Origin of the sequence: Pseudomonas sp. JV414 (assembly GCF_032424305.1) — a bacterium.
Classification (GTDB): domain Bacteria; phylum Pseudomonadota; class Gammaproteobacteria; order Pseudomonadales; family Pseudomonadaceae; genus Aquipseudomonas; species Aquipseudomonas lini.
Map to the genome: position 1 here is coordinate 263789 of NZ_VYKC01000009.1, position 26318 is coordinate 290106.

The following is a 26318-nucleotide window of genomic DNA, read 5'->3' on the forward strand; positions in this document are numbered from 1 at the left end:
CTGCAAAGCAGCCCCAAAATCTATGATGTTCAAAAATCTTGTGAGTGCTGCGCACTCAAACGGGGGCAAGCCCCCTCGCCACAGGTCCCACTCCAACAGGGGTAGTGCGTAACTGACCGGCATTAGGCACACTGGCAGTCTGTTTATTTACATCTCAACCTGACTGAGAGGACTGATCATGGTCTTGCGCTCGGAAATCCTGGTGAACAAAAACGTGCTCCCGACTAAAGAACAAGCTCTGCCTGGCCGCGAAACCCCAATGACCGTGCCGGAAAAACACTTCGTCCACGACGCCCCGCTGCTGGGCCCGTTCGTCACCGACGTGGATTTCGCGATCTTCGGCCTGGGCTGCTTCTGGGGCGCGGAACGCAAGTTCTGGCAGCGCGAAGGGGTGGTCAGTACGGCGGTGGGATACGCCGGCGGTTTTACGCCAAACCCGACGTATGAAGAAGTCTGCTCGGGCCTGACCGGCCACAGCGAAGTCGTGCTCGTGGTTTACGAGCCGGCAAAAGTCAGCTACGAAGCGCTGCTGAAGATGTTCTGGGAACTGCACAACCCGACCCAGGGCATGCGCCAGGGCAATGACATCGGCACCCAGTACCGCTCGGTAATCTACGCCACCAATCCGACTCAACTGGCTGCGGCCAAGCACAGCGAGCAAGTCTTCCAGGCCGAGTTGACCAAGGCTGGCAAAGGCACCATCACCACCGAAATCGAAGAAGCCCCGACGTTCTACTTCGCCGAGGCGTATCACCAGCAGTACCTGGCGAAAAACCCTGAAGGGTATTGCGGGATTGGCGGTACGGGCGTGACCTGCCCGATCTGATTTTCGGGCCCTGAAAGCATCGCGGGCAAGCCCGCTCCCACAGGTTATGTGTCTGACCACTATGTTGTGATCGACATAAATCCCTGTGGGAGCGGGCTTGCCCGCGATGGCGTCGGATCAGACGCCACTAATGCAATGTATCAACTCTCGGCAATCAACCAATCCATCTGCCACCCACCCTGAGTCTGCCCAAGCTTCTTGGACAACCACGGCAGCAACTCACGCAATTCCTCTTCCAGCCCCCACGGCGGATTGGCAATCGCCAACCCCGAACCATTCAGGCTATTGGGCGTATCCAACGGATGCACCAACAACTCCACCCGCAACAACTTCGGCGCGCCCGTGCCGGCCAGATCCTGATAGAACCGCCGCAACATGCGCTGATCCTTCACCGGGTACCAAATCGCCGCCACCGTCTGACGCATCCGGCCAATCGCTTCTTTCAACGACGCCGCACAACGCTGCATCTCATCGAGCTGCTCGAACGGCGGATCAATCAACATCACCGCCCGCTTCTCCTGCACCGGCAACATCGCCCGCGGCACATGCCAGCCTTCGCCCAGATGAACCTTCACCCGACGATCACCGGCCATGTTGTCCTTGAGCAGCAAGCCATCTTCGGGGTGCTTCTCGTTAAGCATCAGCCGATCCTGCGGCCGCGTCAGACGCCGCGCCAGCTCCGGCGAGCCCGGGTAATAGCGCAACTGGCCATCCGGGTTCATGTCGTGCAGCACCTTCATGTAATCGGCGGTCAGCACCGGCAAATCCGGCTGATCCCACAACCGCGCGATCCCTTCCAGGTACTCGCCGGTACGACTGGCCTGATCGCCCTGCAGGTCATACAGACCAATACCGGCGTGAGTGTCGAGATAGGCAAACGGCTGCTCCTTGCGCGACATCAAGGCGATGAGGCGGGTCAAAGTCAGGTGTTTGAACACATCGGCGTGATTGCCGGCATGGAAGGCGTGACGATAATTCATGATTGCTCCTGCGAAGGCCGGGAAGTTTACCTTGTACCGAGGCGAACGTCAGGGCCTCGCAGCCGAGCGGGCAGTTGCAGCCCCACAAACCCTGTGGCGAGGGGGCTTGCCCCCGTTGGGCTGCGCAGCAGCCCCAAAATATCCCGCCACATCGCAAAACCTGTGGCGAGGGAGCTTGCTCCCGCTCGACTGCGAAGCAGTCGCCAAAACCAAGCCCCTCGGTACCACCGACAAAACCGGGTTGCAGGTTTTTGGGGCCACTCCGCAACCCAACGGGAGCAAGCTCCCTCGCCACAAAAGCCACTCGACGCTATTCCGAAGGCCGAGCCCGCAACCGCCGCCCAATCACATCCAGCACATCACACCCATCGCGCAATGGAATAGCGCAGAGCAAGGCAAAGTCGCTGAGAATGAAGGACTCACACTCGACCGAACCGCGCATGGACATATTCTCAAGCACCTGAGTGACGGCGCGAATTCGATAGTTGGCAGCGTCATACAAAACATCGAGCGGCGCGTGGGTATCGACGAACAACGTGGGCATGTCGGTGCAGTTGCTGGTAAGGGCCATGAAGCGGTTTTTGGGGTGGGGGATTATTTTTTCGTAGGGTGGATCGGGGGTTAACGTCGTCATTTTTTGAACATCCTTAGAGTACTAGCTTGAAGCTGCCAACGACCTTTCCTACGGGTTTGGGTGGCAGCCGTGCGCGGGAGTAGGAAACTGAGGTACTCCAACTCAGCCACGCCGAAGCGTGTCCCGCACACAGCCGCCGCGAACGATGTTACGGACACAATTTAAGTGCCGCAATCAACCGACAGCGCTGATGCACGTTGGAGTAAGGGTTCCTACACCCTGCCACCGCTTCCGCGATGACAGAGAAAGACTATCCCTGTAACCCAGCGTCCACCAGTTCATGGAAACCGCTACATCTTGAAGGAAACTTCCGACGACCTTGCCCAGAAATTTCGCGATCGTTGCCAGAATTCTAAACAGCCGAATCAGTCTGTGGTGCTTGCAATCAACGCGCTGATAGTTCGACGCTTGGGATTCCAGATCGTGAGACACCACACCCCCCACCACTCCAAGCCTGCATCGAAATAGTTGCTCCATGACTCGACACTTGCAATGGTGTCGTCATAACCATGCAGACCTGTGTTGAGCCGCTCGACCCAATTCACCACTGAGACATCATCTATTTCGTTTAACCCAAGGAGTTCGCACCATTTGAGAAAAACCGACTGCGCCTCCGCCTTCCCATTTTTAAACCGAGCACGATACGGAGGATTTACAAAGCAGGCGTATAGCGCTAACCGCTCAAAAATATCGGTTCTATCAGTGGATAGTCAGATGCCGCACCTCATCCCGACTGAGTGGAGTAGCTATGGCATTTTCTAAATCCCAACTAATCAGCGGTTCCGGATAATCCTCATATTTTGGATCTTTGATGAGATTTTCGTGCCACTCCATCGCCTCTGCCATCAGCAACTCATGAAGCGCTATTAACGCATGTCTATGCATGCTTTCATCAGCTTCAATCTCAGATTCCGGCGAAAGAACCAAAAATTTGAATACGCATCCGGCGCTATCCATTTGCTTACGCAATGATGCAGTGTTTTCTTTTTCAACAACCTTCAACAAAAGAACCAACCTCTAAAAAGCAGAAAGCATTTAATCAAGGGCAGACCGAATTGGGACAGATTCATTTGATATTCGGCATGCAGCACCTCTTCACACCAAAGATTATTAAAAAGGGGACGGATTTATTTGTAGCTGCTCATCCTCCCAACTATTTTTCGCGACAACAATTGAAAAACTGCTGAATCCCTTCAGACACCTGTCGGAAAAACATTCACATTCTTAACCTTTAAGCCCACGAACACCGAGTCAGTTTCCGCACATCCAATCAACTCAATAAATATTATTGACCCACCCACATCAACAACTGCGCCGCCCTCCATATCATTTGAGATCAAAGTCCCCGTCATAGTTACGATGCCATCCATCACTCCAATAGAGTGAGCATTATTGAGCGAAAAACAAGCATTCTCACCCCAAACAAACTCATCATCGATTTCTAATTCGACATCATGCTGTTCGCCAACTTTCGGCGGGGCAGCACGCCAAACGGCGGTTGCGGACCCGACATTGGTTGAAAACCCAACTAGAACTTCTTTGGCAACAAGAGTCACGAGATCTATGGTTATTTTCATACTTATTTCTTCAGTAATGGGACGCGGACAACGGTATTTTCAACGTTCATAACATTCTCCTTTAACTGGAGTATCCACTTCTCCTCGTGGTAATGATGCTTACTCGGCTTGCCACCCATTTCATGTGCTCCGTATCGAATGCTTCTCTTACCGTCCGCTGAAACCAATCTGTCAGAATCCGGGAGATTCGTCCTTGGGTGATTGTTTGTATAGGGACCCTTACCTAAAAACTCTTCCCACTTATTGGTGGCATCCTGGGGTTTAACTGGCTTATTCGCATAAGTTTCTTCGTGATATCCCATCTGAGGCGTATCACGGGACACCTCCGGCAATTGAGGCTCCCCGCCAGCTACCGCCGTATCCAACGGATCCTGCTCTCCAAACGACGGCTTTTCACAACCATCGCCGCCGGGGCAAGTACTCAACCCCAACGGATCCACCCACCCCGTCGGGTTCGGCGTGTACTGGTACTGGTTCAGCCCACCCGCCAACTTGATCGGGTCCGGCGTCAGGTACCGACCAATATCCGGATTGTAGTAGCGATGCCGGTTGTAGTGCAGACCGCTCTCGGCGTCGAAGTACTGACCCTGAAACCGTAACGGTTGCTCAAGCTGCTCGCCCCCGCCGAACGCCAGATGCGTGACTTTGCCATAGGCGTTGTACTTCGCCGACCACACAATCTCGCCGCTGTAACCCGTCAGTTCCTGCGGCGTGCCGAGGTGGTCGAGTTGGTAATAGAACGGGCAGGCCTTTTTCGGGCCTTTGCCGTCAAGCATGGCCAGCGGGCGGAAGCTGCCGGGCTCGTAGAGGTAGCTGCGGTAATGCTCGCGGCTGCTTTCAGCAACGAGGTGGTCGCCTTGCCAGAAGAACTCGGTGGTTTTGCCGTCGACGGTTTTGGCGATGCGGCGGCCGAACGCGTCGTAGCGGTAGCTTGAGCAACGACCGTCCGGGGTGGTGACGTCGACCAGCCGGTGCTGGCAGTCGTAGCGGTATTCGGTGACGAGTTTCTGCGCGGTGCCGCGGCGTTCGCGGATTAGGTTACCGAAGGCGTCGTAGTCGTAATGGCGGTCGCCCTGCATCAACAGGCGATTGCCTTTGACGGCGGCCGGGCCGGGGCGGTCCTGCATCAGCAGATTGCCGGCCGGGTCGTGGGCGAAGGTTTCCGCTGGGTCGTCGCGGGTGTGGCGCACGCGGGTCAGGCGGTTGAGTGCGTCGTAGTAATAGCTGCGCTGGCCATGACGACTGTCGGCGATGGTCGCCAAGTTGCCGTTGACCGCATACCCGTAATGGCGCATGTACAGCGGACTGGATTGCTGGTTGATTGCGTGGGCTTGCAACCGGCCTTGTTCGTCGTAGTGGTATTGGCTGGTGAGCTGACCCTGTTGACGCTGCTGTTCGCGGCCGAAAGCGAATTGGTGGGTGGTGAGGCGTGTGCCGTTGAGGTCGATCGCCGTCAGCGCGCCGCCCTTGGCGTGGTGATAATCGAGTTTGCTGCCGTCCGGCAGACGCAGGCGGTTGAGCTGGCCGCAGGCGTCATAGCCATAACGCAAGGTGCCCCAGCCCTGGTGCTCGGTGATCAGGCGGTCCTGCTGGTCGTACTCGAATTCCAGCGGGTGGTCGTGGCTATCGTCGACGCTGATCAGTCGGCCCAGCGAGTCGTAGTGGTATTCGACCTTGATGCCGTCGGGCAACGTCTTGAGCAACAGGCGCCCGGCCGAATCTCGTTGATAGGCCGTAACCAGCTGCGAGCCGTCGTCGCCGAACTCGGTTTTCTCCAGCAGGTGCCCATTGAGGTCGTAGGCGTACGCGGTGCGGCGGCCGTCGAAGCCGGTTTCCTGTCGGATCAGGCCGTTGGGCGTGTAGTCCAGCCGATAGTGTTCGCCGGATTCGTTTTCGATTTCCGTCAGCAACAGCTGCGCGTTGTCGTAGCGGTACTTCAGCTGGGTGCCGTCAGGGTTGATCCGGCGGCTGACCAGGTGCAGGTCGTCGGCGTATTCGTAGCGGGTGACGCGGCCCAGTTCATCGCGTTCGGCGGTGATCTTGCCGTAGGCGTTGTAGCTGAATCCGCGAGTGGCACCGGTAGGCAAAATCGTCTGGATCAGTCGGCCGATAGCATCCCACTGGTACTGGGTGACAGCACCGTGTTCGTCCTGACGGATCGTCTGCCGCCCCAACGCATCGTAGGAAAACTTTCGCTGCCCGCCATCCGGCAGCGTTTCCTCGACCAGTTGCCCCAAGGCATTCCAGACGAACACATGCCGGCTGGTGTCCGGGTAGCGGATCGACAGCAGTCGGCCTTGTTCGTCGTAGTGATAGTGGGTGACCTGCCCGTCAGGATCGGTCGCCTCGGTGACATCGCCCTGCGCATTGCGCTGGTATTTCCATACGGCCTTGCCGCGATAGCGCGCATGCAGGAAACCATTGCGGTACTCGTAGGCCGCTGGCTCATCTTCCGGCGGAATCAGCGCCACCAACCGTCCGACGTCGTCGTAGCGGTATTCAGTGACGGCTCCGAGTGGATCCTGCTCAGCCACCAAGCGGCCGTTGTCGTCGTAGGCCTTGAGCTGTTCGCCACCATTCAGCTCGACCTTGCGCACCAGCCGTGCCCGGTCGTCGTGGACGTAAACCTCTTGGCTGCCGTCGACGTTGTGGACGGTAACGGTGCCCTGATCGTCCCAGACGTAGCACGCATCCATCTGCGCAAATGACGCCCAATGCCGGATGCAGCGCGCCGCCTTGCCGGACCGTTCCCACGCCCAGAAGAAACTCGCGCCACCGGCCAGTTGCCGCTGCAAAATCACGTGCCGGTCGTCGTAGTCGTAACGCTCGCTTTCCCCGGCGGCGTTGCTCGCTTCGATCAGTTGCGCGCATTCGTCGTAGCGATAACTGACCAGCGTCTGCTCGGTGTGCCAGGTCGCCTCGGCGAGGGTCTGCGCCGGAACGAAACGCTGGTAGTCGACGGCGATCAGATGAGCGCGGTCATAGCGCAACAGCAAGGCGCGGCCGGCACCGTTGTCGAGGCGTTGGATGCGCTGCTGGCGGTCGCGGGTGACGCGCAGGCGGTTGTCGTACGCGTCGCTGATCGCCGTCAGCCGACCGTTGTGGAAGTGGTAGAACCGCAATTCCTCGCCGGCCTGGGCGAGGATCAGTTCTTCGGGCTCATCGCCGAGATAAATCGCCGCGCGCGACAGGCTATTGTGGATCGCCGGGCGTTCATGGTTCGGTAATGGAAACGGGGTACGGCGGTTTTCGTGGTCGATCCAGATGACCTGATCGCCGTCAATTTCCAACCGATGGGCGAGCGAATGACTCCAGCCAAAACCCAGCCCGCAGTCGATCTCGGCAGCACTGGTGCGATAGAGCCGGGTGAAGTCGAACGACAGGAGCCCGTCCAGCGCACCGTCGGTGAGGGTCAGCAGTTCTTCGCCGGTGACCATCGACACCGGGCATTTGTTGGTGGCGGTTTTATCCGCGGAATCGGCGCTGTCGCCGTTGGGGTTTTTCGCCTGATCCGGGACGTCGTCGTGGTGTTCGTCTTTTTTCAGTGTGGTGTTCTTGCGGCCATTCCAGCGCAATTGCATGCGACCCTTTTTCAGTCCCGCTGCAACACCGCGCGCGGCGACTTTTTTATAGCGGTCGACGTACTCCATGAAGTTGTTGATGATCGCGACCATCGACTTCACGAAGCCCATTGCGGCCTGAAAAATCTGCGCGCTGTACTTGGCCAGGCGCACCGTCAGCCAGGCAATGCCTACCCCCACGACACTCAGCACCAAGCCAATTAACAAGTCGATGACCAAACCGACCACGACCTTGGAAATGGCTTCAGCCGAGGACCCGGCAAGTTGCGAAGGTGGCAATGCTTCGAGCCATAGCACTGCGGTGCGTACCAGCAAACACAGTGCTGCCTCGTCGCTGGCCAGCAACATGGCCTTTTCCATTTTGTCTGGGGCAGTGACGGCCAGATCGGCGAGTTGACCGGCACTTTCACCGAGCTTTTCGGCAAAGGCGTCGGGGTCTTTCAGGATGTCGGTGAGTTCACCAATGCCATCCCAAACAGCCTGAATCGCAGCCCAACTTCCTGCGAGCACTCCATTGCCCACTGCCGCTAACGATGCCGATGTCGATTGCTGCGACCATTGCGGTTTGAACCCTTCCCACTCCTTGCGCAGCCAGCCCTCCAGCTCTATGGTCAGGCCATCGTAGGAGGAGAACAGATCATCGATTTGAGTTGGGGTGACTTCACTCTGGACATGAACGCGATAGAACTTTCCGGGTAAGCCTTCGAACTTCCCTTTGCCGTTCTCATCGAGCGTCACAGGCGTCGACTTACCGCCATCCATGGCGATCACATCGACCTGAATATTCCCCAACGGAATGTCATAAACTGATTCGAACTTGCTCTCGATTTCCAGAATTCCATTTGCCGGACACTGCGCAACACCCGACAAGAAATCATCATCGCCACTGCTCACAGCAGTCGTGGTGTTCCCAAGTTTTATCAGCCGCTCCATGTCCATCAGCGACGGCATATCCATCGCCCGGCTAACCCTGTTCGCACTCCTGCTCAAGAAGCTGCCAAGTTGCTGGCGATACAAACTCAAGGTGTCTTTGAAACCGTCGAGCTCCTGCTCGATCCGTACGATCTGATCCATCAGTCCAGCTCCGATATCAGGTAATCCACCAAAGCTGATTTCGGTGCTTGAGGCAGGTCCGGCGCTTGCAAAAAGGTCGCGACTTTGTGCCGCAACACACTTTCGGAAAGCGCTTCGTAAAGGTCTGGGCGGTCTTCGTTCAACCACTTCATCAAGTTGTTGATGCGGGTTGTGGCGGACTCAGTGGAGAGGTGTTTGAGCAGTGATTCAGAAACTTCCCACCACGGAAAATCCCTAGCGGTTTTCAATGCACTGCCACCGATATCGAGCGGTTGCCCATTGATCAAACAACGCTCGATGACAGGCATTAACTGCGTGGCGTTAACGTCGACAGACTGCAGAATCGACAACAAATAACGCGCATCCCAAAAACGGAAAAACACCACGTTGCCGTTTGGTAAAAGAACTTGAGTGAGACTGCGCAAATGTTCGACCAGCGCTTCTTGAGGGGCAGAAGAAACCGCCAGCCAACCCCAGTCACGAGACTCAGTAGTGGCGACCCACTCCAGAAACTCACTGCCAGCCGCGACGATTCCGACATAGGGCATCACCGCTTCCCACTCGGCATACGCGGTGCCAGCCCAGATCGGACTCGGCGCTTGAGCCGTGATCGAGCGTTGCCAGGCTTTGAACGGTTCAGCAGCACTGGCACTGCTGAAGATCGCGAACAGTTGCTCCGACGGTTTCAGCGGCTGGCGTTCCAGCCAGGCGAGAGGTGACAAGGCATCAGGCGGCACAAACACCGTCCTTGCAGCGCTCGCATTCTTCGCAGAATGGCGCGTCACTTTGCAGGCTGAGTATTTGTGCGGCACTGAGCAGCGCCGCTGGGGCGGCTGCGAGTTTCAACGGAGCATCCGGCAGGCTCGGCACCGCCGCCATGGCTGCCATCGGCGCACCACCGACCTGAATCGGCACGCTGCTGAAAATTCCGCCGGGGCCGATGTTGATCCACTGCCCCCCTGCTTGAATGGTCGCGCTGGCGCCGCCGTCGATGACCACTTGCTGGCCGGCGCTGACGTGGAATTGCTGACTGGCGTTGAGGGCCTGACTGGTCACGCGAATGTGTCGGTCGCCGACCACCACCAGGTGATCGTCCAGCCGCACTTCGGTCTGGCGCTGACCGTGGGTGATGCGTTTTTCGTCAGCCTTCAACTCATGGCGGGCGGTGCCGGTGACGACGATGCTGCGCTGGTTATCGACCTGTACCTGTTGATCGTTCAGTACATGCTGAGTCCAGTTTCGCTGGGCGCGCAGGTAGATTTCCTCGGCGCCTTTGCGATCCTCGATGCGCAATTCGTTGTAACCGCCGCCACCGGGACTACTTTGGCTGCGGAAAATGCTGCGGGTCTTGTTCGCCGGCAGATCGAGTGGCACCGGGGTCGCCGCGTTGGGCAGGCAACCCATGACCAGCGGTTTGTCGGCATCGGCGTCGACGAACCCCACTAGCACTTCCATGCCGACGCGCGGAATCATCACGCTGCCGTAGCGGTCATGCGCCCAGCCAGTGGCGACACGCAACCAGCAACTGGAATGCTCGTTGAGCTGACCGTCACGGTCCCAGGCGAGTTGAACCTTGACCCGGCCGTACTCGTCGCAATGGATTTCGCTGTCAGTCGGGCCGGTAACCACGGCGGGCTGATAGCCAAGCATGCGTGGCTTTTCTGGCCCCAGCGGCGGGCGAAAGGAAACGTCCCACGGCGTCGCCAGAAAGGTATTGCGATAGCCTTGGAAATCATCCGGGCTGTCGCTGGTGGCCGACTCTTCCAGCACCTGCGGCTGTCGGCCACGGTGTTCAACTTCGGTGATCAACCACAGGTCATTCCACGTCTGACGCGGGTGTTCGGCGAGGTGTAGGAAATGCCCACTGACCAAAGCAGATTCGTCGCCGCGACCTTCGGCTTGGCGGTAATCTGCAGCGTGGCGCTCCAGAGCCCGTTGAGCCAGTTGTTTACCGTGATCGCGATCGGTGAATTGGCCGGGATAGTGGTAGTCCTCGAGCACCGGTCGCTGCTCACTGTCGAGGCGGCTTTCGAGTTGTAAACGCGGTTTATGGAAGTCGTAGTCCCGGCGAGTGACCGCGGTGGTCCGGGTTTCCAGCCGCACGTTGAAACGCTTGATCGCTGGTGCATCTGCCGCCATCCCGCTGCCCGGCAGGTACAGCGTCGGCTCGGGCAGCCGGGGGAAAACCGTCTGATCATCGCCGAACACCAACAGATGCCCGTCGGGGCTGTGCTGGAAGTGGTAATGAATGCCGACTTCTGCACATAACCGCTGGATGAATGCCAGATCGCTTTCGGTGTATTGCACGCAGTACTCGCGCTCGGGGTAGTTGCTGCCGAGCTGGAACTCGTAGGCATCGCGCTGGATGCCGTGGTCTTTGAGGATTTGCGTGACAATCGTCGGCACACTTTTGTGCTGGAAAATTCGCTGATTGATGCGCCGAGCGAGGTACGCCAGACGCGGTACGAGACTGATTTGGTAGCCCGTCAGACGTTGGCCGGAATCGCTCTGGCCGACGCGAAAAATCTGACCGTGAATACCGGAACCTTGCGCATCGAAACTCAGAAACGCCTGACGGTGCAGCAGGCTTTCGAGTTCTAGATCCGGGCGCTCACTTACCAGTTCCAGGTCAAAACGGTAGGGTTGGCTGATGGCTTCCTTGCCCGTGAACTCAAGTACCTTGAGCTCATTCTGGACGCCGTCTAGGGTCAACATGAAACGCGGTTGATTGGCAGGCGCGAACATCCGATGTGTCTCTGCAGAATGAAGGCGGGCGATTCTGCATGAGCGACAAGGGGTGTTGAGGGAGGGACAGGGAAATCAGATTTGTCCTGCTTTTTTAGGGATTTTTCCTTCAAAAATCGGGATGTTTGGCTACAGACATTCCTCGCAGATGTAGTGTGTTGCTGCGGATGGCCTCTTCGCGGGCAAGCCTCGCTCCTACAGTTCTGCGGCGAACACAAATCCTGTAGGAGCGAGGCTTGCCCGCGAAGGCGTCAGTACTGACACCAAACCTTTCCCCAAAACAAAAAAAACGGCCCGCCCCCAAAAGGAAGCAGACCGTTTTTCATGTTCAGCAAAAGATCAGAGCATCAGCTCATCCCCATCACTTGTTCAGGCGGAAATCCTTCTCGGCCGCGGCAAAGCGCTGAAGCATGCCGGCGGTCGGTGCGCCCATTTTGCTGACGAAGTAGATCGCCAGGCTGGCGAAGATGAAACCAGGGATGATTTCGTACAAGCCCAGCAGTTCGAAGTGTTTCCAGACGATCACGGTGATCGCGCCGACCAGGATGCCGGCCAGTGCGCCGTTGCGGGTCATGTCTTTCCAGATCACGGAGATCAGGACGACCGGACCGAAAGCGGCACCGAAACCAGCCCAAGCGTAGCTGACCAGACCCAGTACACGGTTTTCCGGGTTAGCCGCCAGAGCGATGGCAATCAGGGCAACCAGCAGAACCATGGCACGACCAACCCAGACCAGTTCCATCTGGGAAGCGGTTTTACGCAGGAAGGTTTTGTAGAAGTCTTCGGTCAGGGCGCTCGAGCACACCAGCAGCTGGCAGCTCAGGGTACTCATTACCGCAGCCAGAATGGCCGACAGCAACACACCGGCAACCCATGGGTTGAACAGGATTTTGGCCAGTTCGATGAACACACGTTCGTGGTTTTCGGTCACAGGACCGGCCACTTCAGGGTGCGCCGAGAAGTAAGCGATACCAAAGAAACCTACAGCGACGGTGCCGCCCAGGCACAGGATCATCCAGGTCATGGAGATGCGACGAGCGTTGGCGATCGACTTGACCGAATCCGCCGCCATGAAACGCGCCAGGATGTGCGGCTGGCCGAAGTAGCCCAGGCCCCAGCCCATCAGCGAGATGATGCCGATGAAAGTGGTGTTTTTCAGCATGTCGAAGTTGCTGGCGTCTTTAGCTTCGATGGCCAGGAACGTGGTGTCGACGCCGCCGGTCGCCAGCAGCACGATGATCGGCGTCAGCAGCAGGGCGAAGATCATCAGCGTAGCTTGTACGGTGTCGGTCCAGCTCACTGCCAGGAAACCACCGACGAAGGTGTAGGCAATCGTCGCCGCAGCACCGGCCCACAGCGCTGTCTCGTAGGACATGCCGAAGGTGCTTTCGAACAGACGGGCGCCGGCCACGATGCCGGAAGCGCAGTAGATGGTGAAGAACACCAGGATCACGACCGCGGAGATGATCCGCAGCAGGCCGCTTTTATCTTCAAAACGGCTGGAGAAGTAATCCGGGAGGGTCAGTGCATCGCCGTTGTGCTCGGTCTGCACGCGCAGACGGCCGGCGACGAACAGCCAGTTCAGGTAAGCACCGATGATCAGGCCGATGGCGATCCAGCTTTCGGAAAGACCGGACATGTAGATAGCACCTGGCAGGCCCATCAACAACCAGCCGCTCATGTCGGAAGCGCCCGCGGAGAGTGCGGTCACGACGCTGCCCAGGCTACGACCGCCCAGAATGTAGTCAGAAAGGTTGTTGGTGGAGCGATAGGCCATGAAGCCGATCAGCACCATTGCTGCGATGTAGATCACGAACGTGATCAGGGTTGGATTGCTTACGCTCATTGAGTTACGCCCTGGCATTGTTTTTATGTAACGGCGGCTGGTGAACCGCTCGCAAACGACGACGTTTGACAGACGATTCCGGATACCGCGCATTTATGACTGATGTTTCCCCAGGAAAGCCATCAGCCGGCACACCGATCTTTTTGACCGGTTGCACCTTGGCCGCGAATGCTATTCAACAAAGCAAATAAGGTGCAACCAGTTTCGTACGAATAAGTTGCACCTAGTCGGATTTTCCTGAAAAGGGTCGGTTTTTGCTCCTTTTTAGGGCGTTTTCCGAGTTGCGCTAGAAGTAAAAGCACCAAGCAGGCGCAGGAGGGATGTACCAGAATTAATTTCCTGACGAGCTGCTTATTATTCCGACAAAAAAAGGGTTGCACCCGGTTGCACCTCGACCGACGCACAGCTAATCTTGCCGCCAGCTGATGCCACGCGGTCGTGGCAAACATGAGGATAAAAATATGGCTACCACCACCCTTGGGGTCAAACTTGACGACCCGACCCGCGAACGCCTCAAGGCCGCCGCGACCTCGATTGATCGCACACCGCACTGGCTGATCAAGCAGGCAATTTTCAATTACCTGGAAAAACTCGAGGGTGGTGCAACCCTGTCCGAGCTGAACGGTTTGAACGGCAAGGAAGTTGACGAAGCGGGCGAGATCCACGTTGATCACGCACATCAGTGCTTCCTGGAATTCGCTGAAAGCATCCTGCCGCAATCGGTGCTGCGCGCTTCTATCACTGCCGCCTACCGTCGCCCGGAACCTGAAGTGGTGCCGATGCTGATCGAGCAGGCGCGCCTGCCGGCCACGATGGCCGAAGCCACCAACAAGCTCGCCGCCTCGATTGCCGAGAAACTGCGCAATCAAAAAAGCGCCGGCGGCCGTGCCGGGATTGTTCAGGGTCTGTTGCAGGAATTTTCTCTGTCGTCCCAGGAAGGCGTAGCACTGATGTGCCTCGCCGAAGCGCTGCTGCGCATCCCGGACAAAGGGACTCGTGACGCACTGATTCGCGACAAAATCAGCACCGGCAACTGGCAGCCGCACTTGGGCAACAGCCCGTCGCTGTTCGTCAACGCTGCCACTTGGGGCTTGCTGCTGACCGGCAAACTGGTCGCCACCCACAACGAAGCCGGCCTGACTTCGTCGCTGAGCCGCATCATCGGCAAGAGCGGCGAGCCGATGATCCGCAAGGGCGTCGACATGGCCATGCGCCTGATGGGCGAGCAGTTCGTCACCGGCGAAACCATCGCCGAAGCCCTGGCCAACGCCAGCAAGTTCGAAGCCAAGGGCTTCCGCTATTCCTACGACATGCTGGGTGAAGCTGCACTCACCGAGCACGACGCCCAGAAGTACCTGGCCTCGTACGAACAAGCCATCCACTCAATCGGCAAAGCCTCCCACGGACGTGGGATTTATGAAGGCCCGGGCATTTCGATCAAGCTGTCCGCCTTGCACCCGCGTTACAGCCGTGCCCAGTACGAGCGCGTGATGGAAGAGCTGTACCCGCGCCTGCTGTCGCTGACCCTGCTGGCCAAGCAATACGACATCGGCCTGAACATCGACGCCGAAGAAGCCGACCGCCTCGAGCTGTCGCTGGATCTGCTGGAGCGCCTGTGCTTCGAGCCGCAACTGACCGGCTGGAACGGCATCGGCTTCGTGATCCAGGCGTACCAGAAGCGTTGCCCGTACGTGATCGACTACGTGATCGACCTGGCTCGCCGCAGCCGTCATCGCCTGATGATCCGCCTGGTGAAAGGCGCATACTGGGACAGCGAAATCAAGCGCGCCCAGGTCGAAGGCCTGGAAGGCTACCCGGTCTACACCCGCAAGGTGTACACCGACGTTTCCTACATCGCCTGCGCCCGCAAGTTGCTGTCGGTGCCGGAAGTCATTTATCCGCAGTTCGCCACGCACAACGCCCACACCTTGTCAGCCATTTACCACATCGCTGGTCAGAACTATTACCCCGGTCAGTACGAGTTCCAGTGCCTGCACGGCATGGGTGAACCGCTGTACGAACAGGTTGTAGGCAAAGTTTCCGAAGGCAAGCTGAACCGTCCGTGCCGCGTGTACGCACCGGTTGGCACCCACGAAACATTGTTGGCGTACCTGGTGCGTCGCCTGCTGGAAAACGGCGCGAACACTTCGTTCGTCAACCGCATCGCCGACCAGTCTATTTCGATTCAGGAGCTGGTGGCCGATCCAGTGGCCAGCATCGAGCAGATGGCGACGCTGGAAGGTGGCTTCGGTCTGCCGCACCCGCGTATTCCGCTGCCGCGTGATCTTTATGGTGCCGAGCGCGCCAACTCCAGCGGCATCGACATGGCCAACGAACATCGTTTGGCTTCCCTGTCGTGCGCCCTGCTGGCCACCGCTCACAACAACTGGAAAGCGGCGCCGATGCTCGGTTGCGCGTCCAGCACTGAACCCCCTGCGCCCGTCCTGAACCCGTCCGATCTGCGTGACGTGGTTGGCCATGTGCAGGAAGCCACCGTCGAAGACGTCGACAACGCCATTCAGTGCGCCCTGAAAGCGGCACCGATCTGGCAGGCCACCCCGCCCGCCGAGCGCGCCGCGATTCTGGAACGTGCCGCCGATTTGATGGAAGGCGAGATTCAGCCGTTGATGGGCCTGTTGGCTCGCGAAGCCGGCAAGACCTTCGCCAACGCCATCGCCGAAGTGCGTGAAGCCGTGGACTTCCTGCGTTATTACGCGGTGCAGGCGCGCAACGATTTCACCAACGATGCCCACCGCCCATTGGGTCCAGTGGTCTGCATCAGCCCGTGGAACTTCCCGCTGGCCATCTTCAGTGGTCAGGTCGCTGCTGCCCTGGCCGCCGGTAACCCGGTACTGGCCAAACCCGCGGAACAAACCCCGCTGGTGGCCGCTCAAGCCGTGCGTTTGCTGATCGAGGCCGGGATTCCTGAAGGCGTGCTGCAACTGCTGCCGGGCCGTGGCGAAACCGTCGGCGCCGGTCTGGTCGGCGACGATCGCGTCAAAGGCGTGATGTTTACCGGTTCTACCGAAGTCGCTCGCTTGCTGCAACGCAACATCGCCGGTCGTCTGGATGCTCAGGGTCGTCCGATTCCGCTGATCGCCGAAACCGGCGGCCAGAACGCGATGATCGTCGACTCTTCGGCACTGACCGAACAAGTAGTGATCGACGTGGTGTCGTCGGCCTTCGACAGCGCCGGCCAACGTTGCTCGGCACTGCGAGTGTTGTGCCTGCAGGAAGATTCCGCTGACCGCGTCATCGAAATGCTTAAAGGTGCCATGGCGGAATGCCGTCTCGGCAACCCCGAGCGCCTGTCCGTGGACATCGGCCCGGTGATCGACGCCGAAGCCAAGGCCGGCATCGAGAAGCACATCCAGGCCATGCGCGACAAAGGTCGCAACGTGTACCAGGTGGCCATTGCCAACAGCGAGGAAGTCAAACGCGGCACCTTCGTGATGCCGACCCTGATCGAACTGGAAAGCTTCGACGAACTGCAACGGGAGATCTTCGGTCCGGTTCTGCACGTGGTTCGCTACAAGCGCAAAGAGATCGATCAACTGATCGGCCAGATCAACGCGTCCGGCTATGGCCTGACCCTGGGCGTACACACCCGCATCGACGAGACCATCGCCAAGGTGATCGACAACGTCAACGCCGGTAACGTCTATGTGAACCGCAACATCGTCGGCGCCGTAGTCGGCGTGCAACCGTTCGGCGGCGAAGGCCTGTCGGGCACTGGCCCGAAAGCCGGTGGTCCGCTGTACCTGTACCGCTTGCTGTCGACACGTCCTACCGATGCGATCGAACAATCCTTCGCTCGCGGCGACGCTATCGCCGCACCGGACGTCCGTCTGCGTGATGCCATAAGCAAACCGCTGACCGCGCTGAAAGCCTGGGCCGACAGCAACAAGTTCGCTGACTTGAGCACCCTGTGCGTACAGTTCGCGGCGCAATCGCAGAGCGGGATCACTCGCGTACTGGCTGGCCCGACCGGCGAGCGCAACAGCTACGCCATCCTGCCGCGCGAACACGTGCTGTGCCTGGCGGAAGTCGAAGGCGATTTGCTGACCCAACTGGCTGCGGTATTGGCCGTGGGCGGCTCGGCGGTATGGCCGGACGCTGAACCGGGCAAGGCACTGTTCGCACGCCTGCCGAAAGAAATCCAGGCGCGGATCAAGCGGGTTGCCGACTGGACCAAGGACGAAGTGGTGATTGATGCGGTTCTGCATCACGGCCATTCCGACCAGTTGCGTGCGGTCTGCCAGCAAGTGGCCAAGCGTGCAGGTGCGATTGTCGGGGTTCATGGTTTGTCGCAGGGAGAGACCAACATTGCGCTGGAGCGTTTGGTGATTGAGCGTGCGTTGAGCGTTAACACCGCTGCGGCGGGTGGTAACGCCAGTTTGATGACGATCGGTTAACACCGATAAGCCGGGCACCTGCAAAGGTGCCTGGTTCAGCAAAAATCCCTGTGGGAGCGGGCTTGCCCGCGATAGCGATGCGTCAGTCACCATCAATGTTGATTGACCTGCCGCCATCGCGGGCAAGCCCGCTCCCACAGTGGTTTGTGGTGTTTGCAAAGTTGCTGCGCGGCTCCAACATCACGCTTATCAATCATCCTGTTCAGCCCTTATCAGCACGCCTAGACTCGACCCAACCCAATTTCAGGTAGGCCGCCATGTCCGAGACGTTGCTCAGTTCCCGCAATCTGGCTTTCGAGCTGTATGAAGTCCTTGATGCCGAGGGCCTGACCCAGCGTGAGCGGTTCGCCGAGCACAATCGCGAGACCTTCGATGCGGCTATCGGCACCGCCCGCAGCATCGCCGAGAAGTTCTTCGCCCCGCACAACCGCAAGGGCGACGAGAACGAACCGCGCTATGAGGACGGTCAGGCGATTCTGATTCCGGAAGTGAAACCGGCGGTGGATGCCTTCCTCGAAGCCGGTTTCCTCAACGCCGCGCGCAGTTTCGATGCCGGCGGCATGCAACTTCCTACGCTGCTGTCGCAAGCTTGCTTTGCGCACTTTCAGTCGGCCAACGCGGCGTCGACCTCTTACCCGTTCCTGACCATGGGCGCAGCGAACCTGATTGAAAGCTTCGGCACCGATGAGCAGAAGCAGCGCTTCCTGCAACCGATGATCGACGGCCGCTTCTTTGGCACCATGGCCCTCACCGAGCCGCATGCCGGCTCGTCGCTGTCGGATATTCGTACGCGCGCGGAGCCCGCGTCCGATGGCACCTATCGACTCAAGGGCAACAAGATCTTCATCTCCGGCGGCGATCACCCGCTGTCGGAAAACATCGTGCACATGGTGCTGGCCAAACTGCCGGACGCACCGGCCGGGGTGAAGGGCATTTCTCTGTTTATCGTGCCCAAGTTTTTGGTCAACGATGACGGCAGCCTGGGCAAGCGCAACGATGTGCTGTTAGCCGGCTTATTCCACAAGATGGGCTGGCGCGGCACCACGTCCACCGCGCTGAATTTCGGCGACAACGGCGAGTGTGTCGGCTATCTGGTGGGCAAGCCGCACCACGGTTTGAGCTACATGTTCCAGATGATGAACGAGGCGCGAATCGGCGTCGGCATGGGCGCGGTGATGCTGGGTTATGCCGGTTACCTGTATTCCCTGGAATACGCCCGCGAGCGGCCGCAAGGTCGAGTGCCGGATAGCAAGGATCCGAGCACCGCACCGGTGGCGATCATTCAGCATGCCGACGTCAAACGCATGCTGCTGGCCCAGAAGGCTTATGTAGAAGGCGCGTTCGACCTCGGTTTGTATGCGGCGCGACTGTTCGACGACACCACGACCCTTGAGAACGAAGCCGAGCGTAAACAGGCCCATGAGCTGCTGGATTTACTGACACCGATCGTCAAATCCTGGCCGTCGGAGTTTTGCTTGAAGGCTAACGAACTGGCGATCCAGATTCTCGGTGGCCACGGTTATACCCGTGAGTACCCGGTGGAGCAGTACTACCGCGACAACCGCCTGAACCCGATTCACGAAGGGACTCACGGCATTCAGTCGCTGGACTTGCTGGGGCGCAAACTGGCGCAGAACGGAGGCGCGGGGCTCAAGCAACTGATCCGCCTGATCGCCAACACCGCCGAGCGAGCGCAGGCGCATGAATCATTGACGCCGCTGCGTGAACCGCTGGAGAAACTGGTGGCGCGCCTGCAAACCGTGACCATCGGGCTGCTGACCGACCTGGCTCAGGGCAAGGTCAACAGCAGCCTGGCGAACTCGGCGCTGTATCTGAAAGTGTTCGGGCACACGGTGATTGGTTGGCGTTGGCTGGAACAGGCGATTCGTGCTGAGGAAGGGTTAGCCAAAGGGAATGCGGCAGATGTGAGCTTCTATAAAGGCAAGCTGCAGGCAGCGCGATATTTCCTGACGTGGGAAGTGCCGGGCTGCCATCATGAACTGGCGATTCTTGAGGCGCGGGATGATACGTGCCTGACGATGCGGGATGAGTGGTTCTGATTAGAACCCTGTGGCGGAGCTGAAATCCAATCGCGGGCAAGCCCGCTCCCACAGGGATCTCTGTTGTTCACAGATAATGTGTTCAACACCCAAATCCTGTGGGAGCGGGCTTGCCCGCGATGGCGTCGATACAATCAACGCGATGTCAGCTCAACCGAAACCCACCCATTTGCCGCGCCAAATCATCCGCCAACCGCTGCAACATCTGACAGTCTTCCCGACAAGCCCTGACTTCCCCCGCCGTCGCTCGAGCCAAATCAGAAATCCCCTGCACGTTCCGGTTAATCTCTTCCGTCACCGCCGACTGCTCTTCCGTCGCCGTGGCCACCTGATGGTTCATGTCGCTGATGCGCTCGACCTGCCCGGTAATCGCCGTCAGCGACGCCCCGGTGCGCTGACTCGACTCAACACCCGTGCCAGTCGCCGCTTGCCCGGCGTGCATGGAAGACACCGCATTCTCCGCGCCCTGCTTGAGGCTGCCGATCATCTGCTGGATCTCGTCGGTGGACGATTGAGTTCGTCGCGCCAGGGTCCGCACTTCATCAGCCACCACCGCAAACCCGCGCCCCATGTCCCCGGCCCGCGCCGCTTCGATGGCCGCGTTGAGCGCGAGCAAATTGGTCTGCTCGGAAATGCCGCGAATCACCGCCAACACCTGATCGATGGATGCCACCTGATGGGCCAACTCGCCCACCGCACCGGCGGCGATGCCAATCTCGTCGGACATGCTCTCAATATGCCGAATCGACCCGCCCACCACCTCCCGCGCCTGCAGTGCTTCATCCCGCGCGGTTTGCGAAGCGACGGCCGCGTTGCCGGCGTTCTGAGCGATTTCCTGCACGGTCAGACCCATCTCGTGGACGGCGGTGGCGACCATGTCAGTCATTTCCTGCTGACGGCCCGCGCGTTCGGCCGTGTTGTCCACCACCCGCGCCACCTGGCCGACCGCCGTGCGCAAACGCTCACTGGTGGCCAGGACTTCGCCGATCATGTCGCGCTGACTTTCCAGGAAACGATTGAAACCGCGAGCCAGATCACCGAGCTCGTCGGCACGGCTGGAATCTAACCTGTGGGTCAAATCTCCACCACCGCTACCAATGGCTACCAAGGCCGTTGTTACCTGTCGAATCGGCCGCACCAAACCTCGGACCAGCAACACCACCAGCAAAAGGCAAACCAGCGCCACCGCCAGACCGATGGCGCTGCTCATCCACATCGCGCGACGGGCTTCGGCGTAGATCTGCGACTGTGGCACTTCGGCCACCAGGGTCCAGCCGAGATCACGCAGTGGCAGACTCAACGCCAGAAAATCTTCGCCATCGCGCGCAAAACTGCTTGTAGCGCCTCTTTGCCCCATGACCGCTTGCGCCGCCGGGGCGCCGACCTGTTCGACCAGCGTGCGTTTGCCGCTGAATTGCGCCTCGGGATGAACCTGGATCAAACCGTCGGAACGCACGAGATAGACCTTGCCGCGCTCACCGAAGTTGAAATTGTGGATCAGCTCCGACAGCTCTTTCATGCTCAGCCCGAGGCCAGCGACGCCCACGACTTTGCCGGCCTGCTCGACCTTGAAGTCGATGAACAGCGCCAATTCGCCGGTGGCGGTGTCATTGTCGATATTGAGGGTGCGCGGCTGGTTGCTGTCGAGGAAAGCATAGAACCAGGCGTCCTTTGGATTGGAGCGACTGAGGGTCCGGTCCAGGCCTTTTTCAGTGAAGTAATGGTTGGACGCGGTGCCAATAATAATCGCGGTAAAGGCTTTGTGCTCGGCGCGGATGCCTTCCAGATAGTTGACGAAGCCAGCGGTCTGGGCACTGTTTTCACCTGCGGCCAACCAGTCACGCACCATGCTGTTACTGGCGATGTCCTTGGCGGCGGTGAGGGGTTGAACGAGGATTCGTTCTATATCGTTGCGCATCGCTTCGATGCTCGACGGCAGCGCTTGTTCGACCAGATAGCGCTGGGCAAGGCGATTGACCACGAGGGTATAAACGCCAACCACGATCAGAATACTGACCAGCAGGGCGGTGCCCATGCTCAGGATCAACTGCCATTGAATACTGCGTCGCCAGAACTGCATGGAGCACCCCCAAAGAATAAGAGGCTGAAACACTGCAACAGCCGTGCCGATTGTATACAACTAAAGCGACAATTTATTCTTTGGTTGTGCGCAAAGCTGATCAGGCTTGATTGATTGTCTTGGCGATCACTTCAACCGTGGCGCTGACTTGCTCTTGGTAACGGTTGAGTTCCTCCTGATGGCGCTTTTGCATTTCGATCTGCTGCGAGCACAGATTCATCGCCGCCAGCACGAGCAAGCGGTCACCGATCAGCGTCGGGTATTTCTTTTTGGTCTCGGCCAGGGCGGCCTTCAACATTAATGCGGCGTCCAGCAGGGTCTGCTCTTCCCCGGCCGGCGCCTTGATCGAATAGTCCTCCCCCAGAATCGAGACGACTTTTACCCCTGCGGCGCCGTAACTCATGCGCTGACAGGGCCGGCGTTGACGCGCTCAACCAAGGCCTGAATACGTGCGGCGGTGGCGCCTTGTTTCTCTTCCTGTTCCATCAGGCTCAGTTGCAGGCTTTCGTTTTCATCCTTGACCTGGGCCAGTTCTGCACTCAGGGATTGATTGGTGCCCAGCAGGGTCTGATTCTGCTGCACCAGGTCGCTGACCAGTTGTTCCAATTGGCTTAGGGATGCTTCCAACATTTTGATTTTCCGGGCATTTTCAAAGGGCGCGTACGATAAAGAAAAGTCACCACAGATGCCAGGGTTATGCAGGCGCAAGGCCTTGATTTTCCTGGCGGGCGACCTTCCTCGCGAGTTTTAAAGACTGTGATTGGCGGTTCTGGTTCCTGCACTTCGTCGCCGCGGCCCTTCTGCGACAAAAGCGCGCAGCGCCTCAAGACTTTAGTCGTATGACCGATAAGTCATGCATACAGCAGTCTCAGCCCCGCACGGATGCGCTTTTTTCGGTGAACACCATGTCTTTACGAAATATGAATATCGCACCGCGGGCGTTCCTCGGTTTTGCCTTGATTGGCAGCTTGATGCTGGTTCTGGGGGTGTTCGCGCTGAATCAGATGAGCAAGATTCGCGGCGCTGCGGAGGAAATCACCTCGAATAGCGTACCGAGCATTAAAAGCCTCGACGAGTTCACTCAGCTAACCCTGCGCCTGCGCGTCCTGTCTTACCGTCTGTTGGTGAACCGCGAGCCGGACGTCCAGCAGAAAACCATGGACCTGCTGGAAACCCGTAACCAACAGATCCGAGCAGCTCAAACCGTCTACGAAAAACTGATCGCCAGCCCGCAGGAACGTGCGGCCTATGATCAGTATGTGCAGTTGCTGGGGCAGTATCGCCAGATCGAAGACCGGATGAAGAGCCTGTCACGCAACAATCAGGTCGACGAACTGCGCACGCTGCTCAATACCGATTTGCTGACTAACTCTGAAGCGATCAACGTCGTGCTGAACCGTTTGCTGGAAATCAACACTCAGCAGACCCTCGACACCAACCAGCAAGCTGCCGAGGAGTACTCATCAGCCTTCAACCTGACGGTGACCCTGCTGGTCATCGCCACCGGCCTGACTCTGCTGTTCGCCTGGCTGCTGACTAATAGCATCACCAAGCCAATTGCCAACGCCCTGAGCGCCGCCGAAGAAATTGCTGAAGGCAACCTGACACGCCCGATCATGGTCGATGGTGAAGACGAAGCCGGTCGCCTGCTGGCCGCGATGGCGAAGATGCAGGACAAACTGCGCGACACCCTGCAACGGATTTCCGGTTCGGCCACGCAACTGGCCTCCGCCGCGGAAGAGCTCAACAGCGTCACCGACGAAAGCGCTCGCGGCCTGACTCAACAGAACAACGAAATCGAACAAGCCGCCACGGCGGTCAATGAAATGACCAGCGCCGTGGAGGAAGTCGCCCGCAACGCCGTGAGCACCTCCGAAGCCTCGAAAAACGCCACCACTTCGGCGGGTGACGGTCGTGACCTGGTACAGGAAACCGTGAGTGCCATCGAGCGCATGAGCGCCGACGTACAGAGCACCGCCACCCTGATCGGCGATCTGGCCAACGAGTCGCGAGACATCGGCAAAGTGCTGGACGTTATTCGCGGCCTGGCTGACCAGACCAACCTGTTGGCGTTGAACGCAGCCATCGAAGCTGCCCGTGCCGGTGAGGCCGGTCGTGGTTTTGCGGTGGTCGCAGACGAAGTGCGTGCCCTGGCCCATCGTACCCAGCAGTCGACCAGCGAAATCGAACGCATGATCGGCAGCATCCAGAGCGGCACCGAACACGCCGTGGATTCGATGCGCAACAGCACCGAGCGCGCTGAGTCGACCTTGAATATCGCTCGCGGTGCAGGCATGTCGCTGGACACTATTAATAGCGCCATCGTCGAAATCAACGAACGCAACCTGGTGATCGCCAGCGCGGCCGAAGAGCAGGCACAGGTTGCCCGCGAAGTGGACCGCAACCTGGTGAACATTCGTGACCTGTCGGTGCAATCGGCTACCGGTGCCAACCAGACGAGCGCGGCCAGCAACGAGCTGTCGCGCCTGGCGCTGGACCTGAACAACATGGTTGGGCGGTTTAGCCTGTAACCGAAGATCGCATCACTGCCGAAAAGATCGCAGCCTCGTTTCACTCGACAGCTCCTACAGGTTTACGCAGATCCTTTGTAGGAGCTGTCGAGTGAAACGAGGCTGCGATCTTTTGATCTGAAAAAGCTTTTTGACAGCATCACATTTCAACAGGTTAGAATCGCTGGCACGCAGACTGCATGGTCAGTTTGTGCCCGCCTTTAGCTTTCTGGAGTACTGCCTTTGAATGCGACGACCATCAACAGCCTGTTCTTGATCGGCGCGTTGCTGGTAGGTGCGAGCATTCTGGTGAGCTCACTTTCATCGCGCCTCGGTATCCCGATTCTGGTGATCATCCTCGCGGTGGGCATGGCGGCCGGTGTCGACGGCGCCGGCATTATTTTCGATAACTACCCAACGGCTTATCTGGTCGGCAACCTCGCCCTGGCAGTGATCCTGCTCGACGGCGGCTTGCGCACCCGGGTGGCGAGTTTCCGCGTGGCGTTATGGCCGGCGCTATCGCTGGCCACGGTGGGGGTGTTGATCACTACCGGGCTGACCGGGATGGCGGCGGCGTGGTTGTTCGACTTGAACATGATCCAGGGCCTGTTGATCGGCGCCATCGTTGGCTCCACCGACGCCGCGGCCGTGTTCTCGCTGCTGGGCGGCAAAGGCCTGAACGAACGGGTGAGCGCGACCCTTGAGATCGAATCCGGCAGCAACGACCCGATGGCGGTGTTCCTCACCGTGACCCTGATCGACATGCTCGCCAGCGGCGAAACCGGCCTGCACTGGAATCTGCTGGTGCATTTGGTGCGCGAGTTCGGCATCGGTGGTGTGATCGGCCTCAGCGGTGGTTGGCTACTGCTGCAACTGGTCAACCGTATCAACCTGGCCACCGGCCTTTATCCGATTCTGATGATTGCTGGCGGGTTGGTCTTGTTTGCCCTGACCAACGCCCTGCACGGCAGTGGCTTTTTGGCGGTGTATCTGTGCGGCCTGGTGATCGGCAACCGCCCGGTCCGCAGTCGCCATGGCATTCTGCATATGCTCGACGGCATGGCCTGGCTGGCCCAGATCGGCATGTTCCTGGTGCTGGGGCTGTTGGTTACGCCCCATGACCTGTTGCCGATTGCTTTGCCGGCGCTGGGCCTGGCGCTGTGGATGATTCTGTTTGCTCGCCCGCTATCAGTGCTGGTCGGCCTGTTGCCGTTCAAGGCGTTCCATGGCCGCGAAAAGGCCTTCATTTCCTGGGTTGGCCTGCGCGGCGCCGTACCGATCATTCTGGCGGTGTTCCCGCTGATGGCCGGGCTTCCCAATGCTCAGCTCTACTTCAATCTGGCGTTCTTTATCGTGCTGGTGTCGCTGCTGGTGCAAGGCACAAGCCTGCCTTGGGTTGCCAAGCTTTTGAAAGTGACCGTCCCACCAGAGCCCTTGCCGATTTCCCGATCGGCGCTGGAAGTGCATGTCACCAGCGAGTGGGAGCTGTTCGTGTATCGCCTCGGTGCCGAGAAATGGTGCATTGGATCCCCTCTTCGCGAGCTGAAAATGCCCGAAGGCACCCGTATCGCGGCCCTGTTTCGTGGCCAACAACTGCTCCATCCGTCGGGTAGTACGGTGCTTGAAGTCGATGATTTGCTCTGCGTAATCGGCCATGAACATAACCTTCCGGCCCTCGGAAAACTCTTCAGTCAGGCCCCGCAACGAGGGCTGGATTTGCGCTTCTTCGGCGACTTCGTACTCGAAGGAGACGCCCAGCTGGGCGCGGTTGCTGCCCTGTACGGGTTGAAAGTCGAAGGCATCGATCCGAACATGTCCCTGGGCCACTTCATTGCCCAGAAAGTGGGCGGTGCACCCGTAGTGGGTGACCAGGTGGAATGGAACAACACCCTTTGGACCGTTGCTGTCATGGAAGGGAACAAGATTGGTAAGGTAGGCGTCAGATTCCCCGAAGGAAGTCGCCCGGGTCCCGGCTTGTTCCTCTAAACTT

The 26318-nt window shown here is 58.8% G+C and carries 16 protein-coding genes and 2 pseudogenes; 6 read left to right on the plus strand and 12 right to left on the minus strand.

The window, feature by feature from the left end:
- Positions 1–178: 178 nt before the first annotated feature.
- Entirely contained in the window at positions 179–826 is a 648-nt protein-coding gene (gene msrA / locus F6R97_RS12145) for a peptide-methionine (S)-S-oxide reductase MsrA (RefSeq protein ID WP_038978654.1), read from the plus strand.
- Positions 827–966: 140 nt separating this feature from the next.
- On the opposite strand, the gene F6R97_RS12150 is transcribed toward msrA, so the two are convergent.
- The 8 genes from F6R97_RS12150 to putP form a co-directional block, all read right to left on the minus strand.
- Entirely contained in the window at positions 967–1806 is an 840-nt protein-coding gene (locus F6R97_RS12150) for a 23S rRNA (adenine(2030)-N(6))-methyltransferase RlmJ (protein WP_315866603.1), read from the minus strand.
- A 310-nt stretch (positions 1807–2116) separates the two neighbouring features.
- Positions 2117–2440 carry a hypothetical protein gene (locus tag F6R97_RS12155; RefSeq protein ID WP_080772062.1) on the minus strand — a complete coding sequence of 108 codons (324 nt, stop codon included), beginning with the start codon at positions 2438–2440 and terminating at the stop codon, positions 2117–2119.
- Positions 2441–3139: 699 nt separating this feature from the next.
- Positions 3140–3445, minus strand: coding sequence for a hypothetical protein (locus tag F6R97_RS12160; protein WP_315866604.1), 306 nt, complete (start codon positions 3443–3445; stop codon positions 3140–3142).
- Between the two features lie 188 nt (positions 3446–3633).
- Positions 3634–4017, minus strand: a complete 384-nt coding sequence (locus F6R97_RS12165) for a hypothetical protein (RefSeq protein ID WP_038978650.1) — start codon at positions 4015–4017, stop codon at positions 3634–3636.
- A gap of 2 nt (positions 4018–4019) precedes the next feature.
- Positions 4020–8672: an RHS repeat-associated core domain-containing protein gene (locus F6R97_RS12170; RefSeq protein ID WP_315866605.1), complete on the minus strand. Its 4653-nt coding sequence runs from the start codon at positions 8670–8672 to the stop codon at positions 4020–4022.
- Positions 8672–9409, minus strand: coding sequence for a DUF4123 domain-containing protein (locus tag F6R97_RS12175; RefSeq protein WP_315866606.1), 738 nt, complete (start codon positions 9407–9409; stop codon positions 8672–8674). Before F6R97_RS12175 ends, F6R97_RS12170 begins: the two co-directional genes overlap by 1 nt.
- Positions 9399–11417: a type VI secretion system tip protein VgrG gene (locus F6R97_RS12180; protein ID WP_315866607.1), complete on the minus strand. Its 2019-nt coding sequence runs from the start codon at positions 11415–11417 to the stop codon at positions 9399–9401. The genes F6R97_RS12175 and F6R97_RS12180 overlap by 11 nt, the downstream gene beginning before the upstream one ends.
- Positions 11418–11778: 361 nt before the next feature.
- Complete coding sequence (gene putP, locus F6R97_RS12185; RefSeq protein ID WP_038978647.1) at positions 11779–13263, minus strand: sodium/proline symporter PutP; 1485 nt, start codon at positions 13261–13263, stop codon at positions 11779–11781.
- Between the two features lie 461 nt (positions 13264–13724).
- Here putP and putA point away from each other — a divergent pair, with 461 nt between their 5' ends.
- Complete coding sequence (gene putA, locus F6R97_RS12190) at positions 13725–17678, plus strand: trifunctional transcriptional regulator/proline dehydrogenase/L-glutamate gamma-semialdehyde dehydrogenase (RefSeq protein WP_038978646.1); 3954 nt, start codon at positions 13725–13727, stop codon at positions 17676–17678.
- A gap of 257 nt (positions 17679–17935) precedes the next feature.
- Positions 17936–19738, plus strand: a complete 1803-nt coding sequence (locus F6R97_RS12195; RefSeq protein ID WP_315866608.1) for an acyl-CoA dehydrogenase — start codon at positions 17936–17938, stop codon at positions 19736–19738.
- Between the two features lie 145 nt (positions 19739–19883).
- Here F6R97_RS12195 and F6R97_RS29595 read toward each other — a convergent pair whose 3' ends face one another.
- The 4 genes and pseudogenes from F6R97_RS29595 to F6R97_RS12210 form a co-directional block, all read right to left on the minus strand.
- On the minus strand, positions 19884–20729 hold the full coding sequence (locus F6R97_RS29595; RefSeq protein WP_409999798.1) for a methyl-accepting chemotaxis protein: 846 nt from the start codon (positions 20727–20729) through the stop codon (positions 19884–19886).
- A 21-nt stretch (positions 20730–20750) separates the two neighbouring features.
- Positions 20751–21818, minus strand: a pseudogene (locus tag F6R97_RS29600) (cache domain-containing protein); the annotation flags it as partial.
- A gap of 100 nt (positions 21819–21918) precedes the next feature.
- Positions 21919–22221, minus strand: coding sequence for a cell division protein ZapA (locus tag F6R97_RS12205; RefSeq protein ID WP_048396096.1), 303 nt, complete (start codon positions 22219–22221; stop codon positions 21919–21921).
- Complete coding sequence (locus tag F6R97_RS12210) at positions 22218–22448, minus strand: hypothetical protein (RefSeq protein ID WP_048396095.1); 231 nt, start codon at positions 22446–22448, stop codon at positions 22218–22220. Before F6R97_RS12210 ends, F6R97_RS12205 begins: the two co-directional genes overlap by 4 nt.
- Positions 22449–22738: 290 nt before the next feature.
- On the opposite strand from F6R97_RS12210, the pseudogene F6R97_RS29605 reads away from it, so the two are divergent.
- The 3 genes and pseudogenes from F6R97_RS29605 to F6R97_RS12220 all read left to right on the plus strand — a co-directional run.
- Positions 22739–23494, plus strand: a pseudogene (locus tag F6R97_RS29605) (MCP four helix bundle domain-containing protein); the annotation flags it as partial.
- A complete protein-coding gene (locus tag F6R97_RS29610) occupies positions 23486–24349 on the plus strand; it encodes a methyl-accepting chemotaxis protein (RefSeq protein WP_371922129.1) in 864 nt (287 codons plus the stop codon). The pseudogene F6R97_RS29605 and the gene F6R97_RS29610, both read left to right, overlap by 9 nt.
- A 222-nt stretch (positions 24350–24571) precedes the next feature.
- Complete coding sequence (locus F6R97_RS12220) at positions 24572–26314, plus strand: potassium/proton antiporter (protein WP_048396093.1); 1743 nt, start codon at positions 24572–24574, stop codon at positions 26312–26314.
- Positions 26315–26318: the final 4 nt, after the last annotated feature.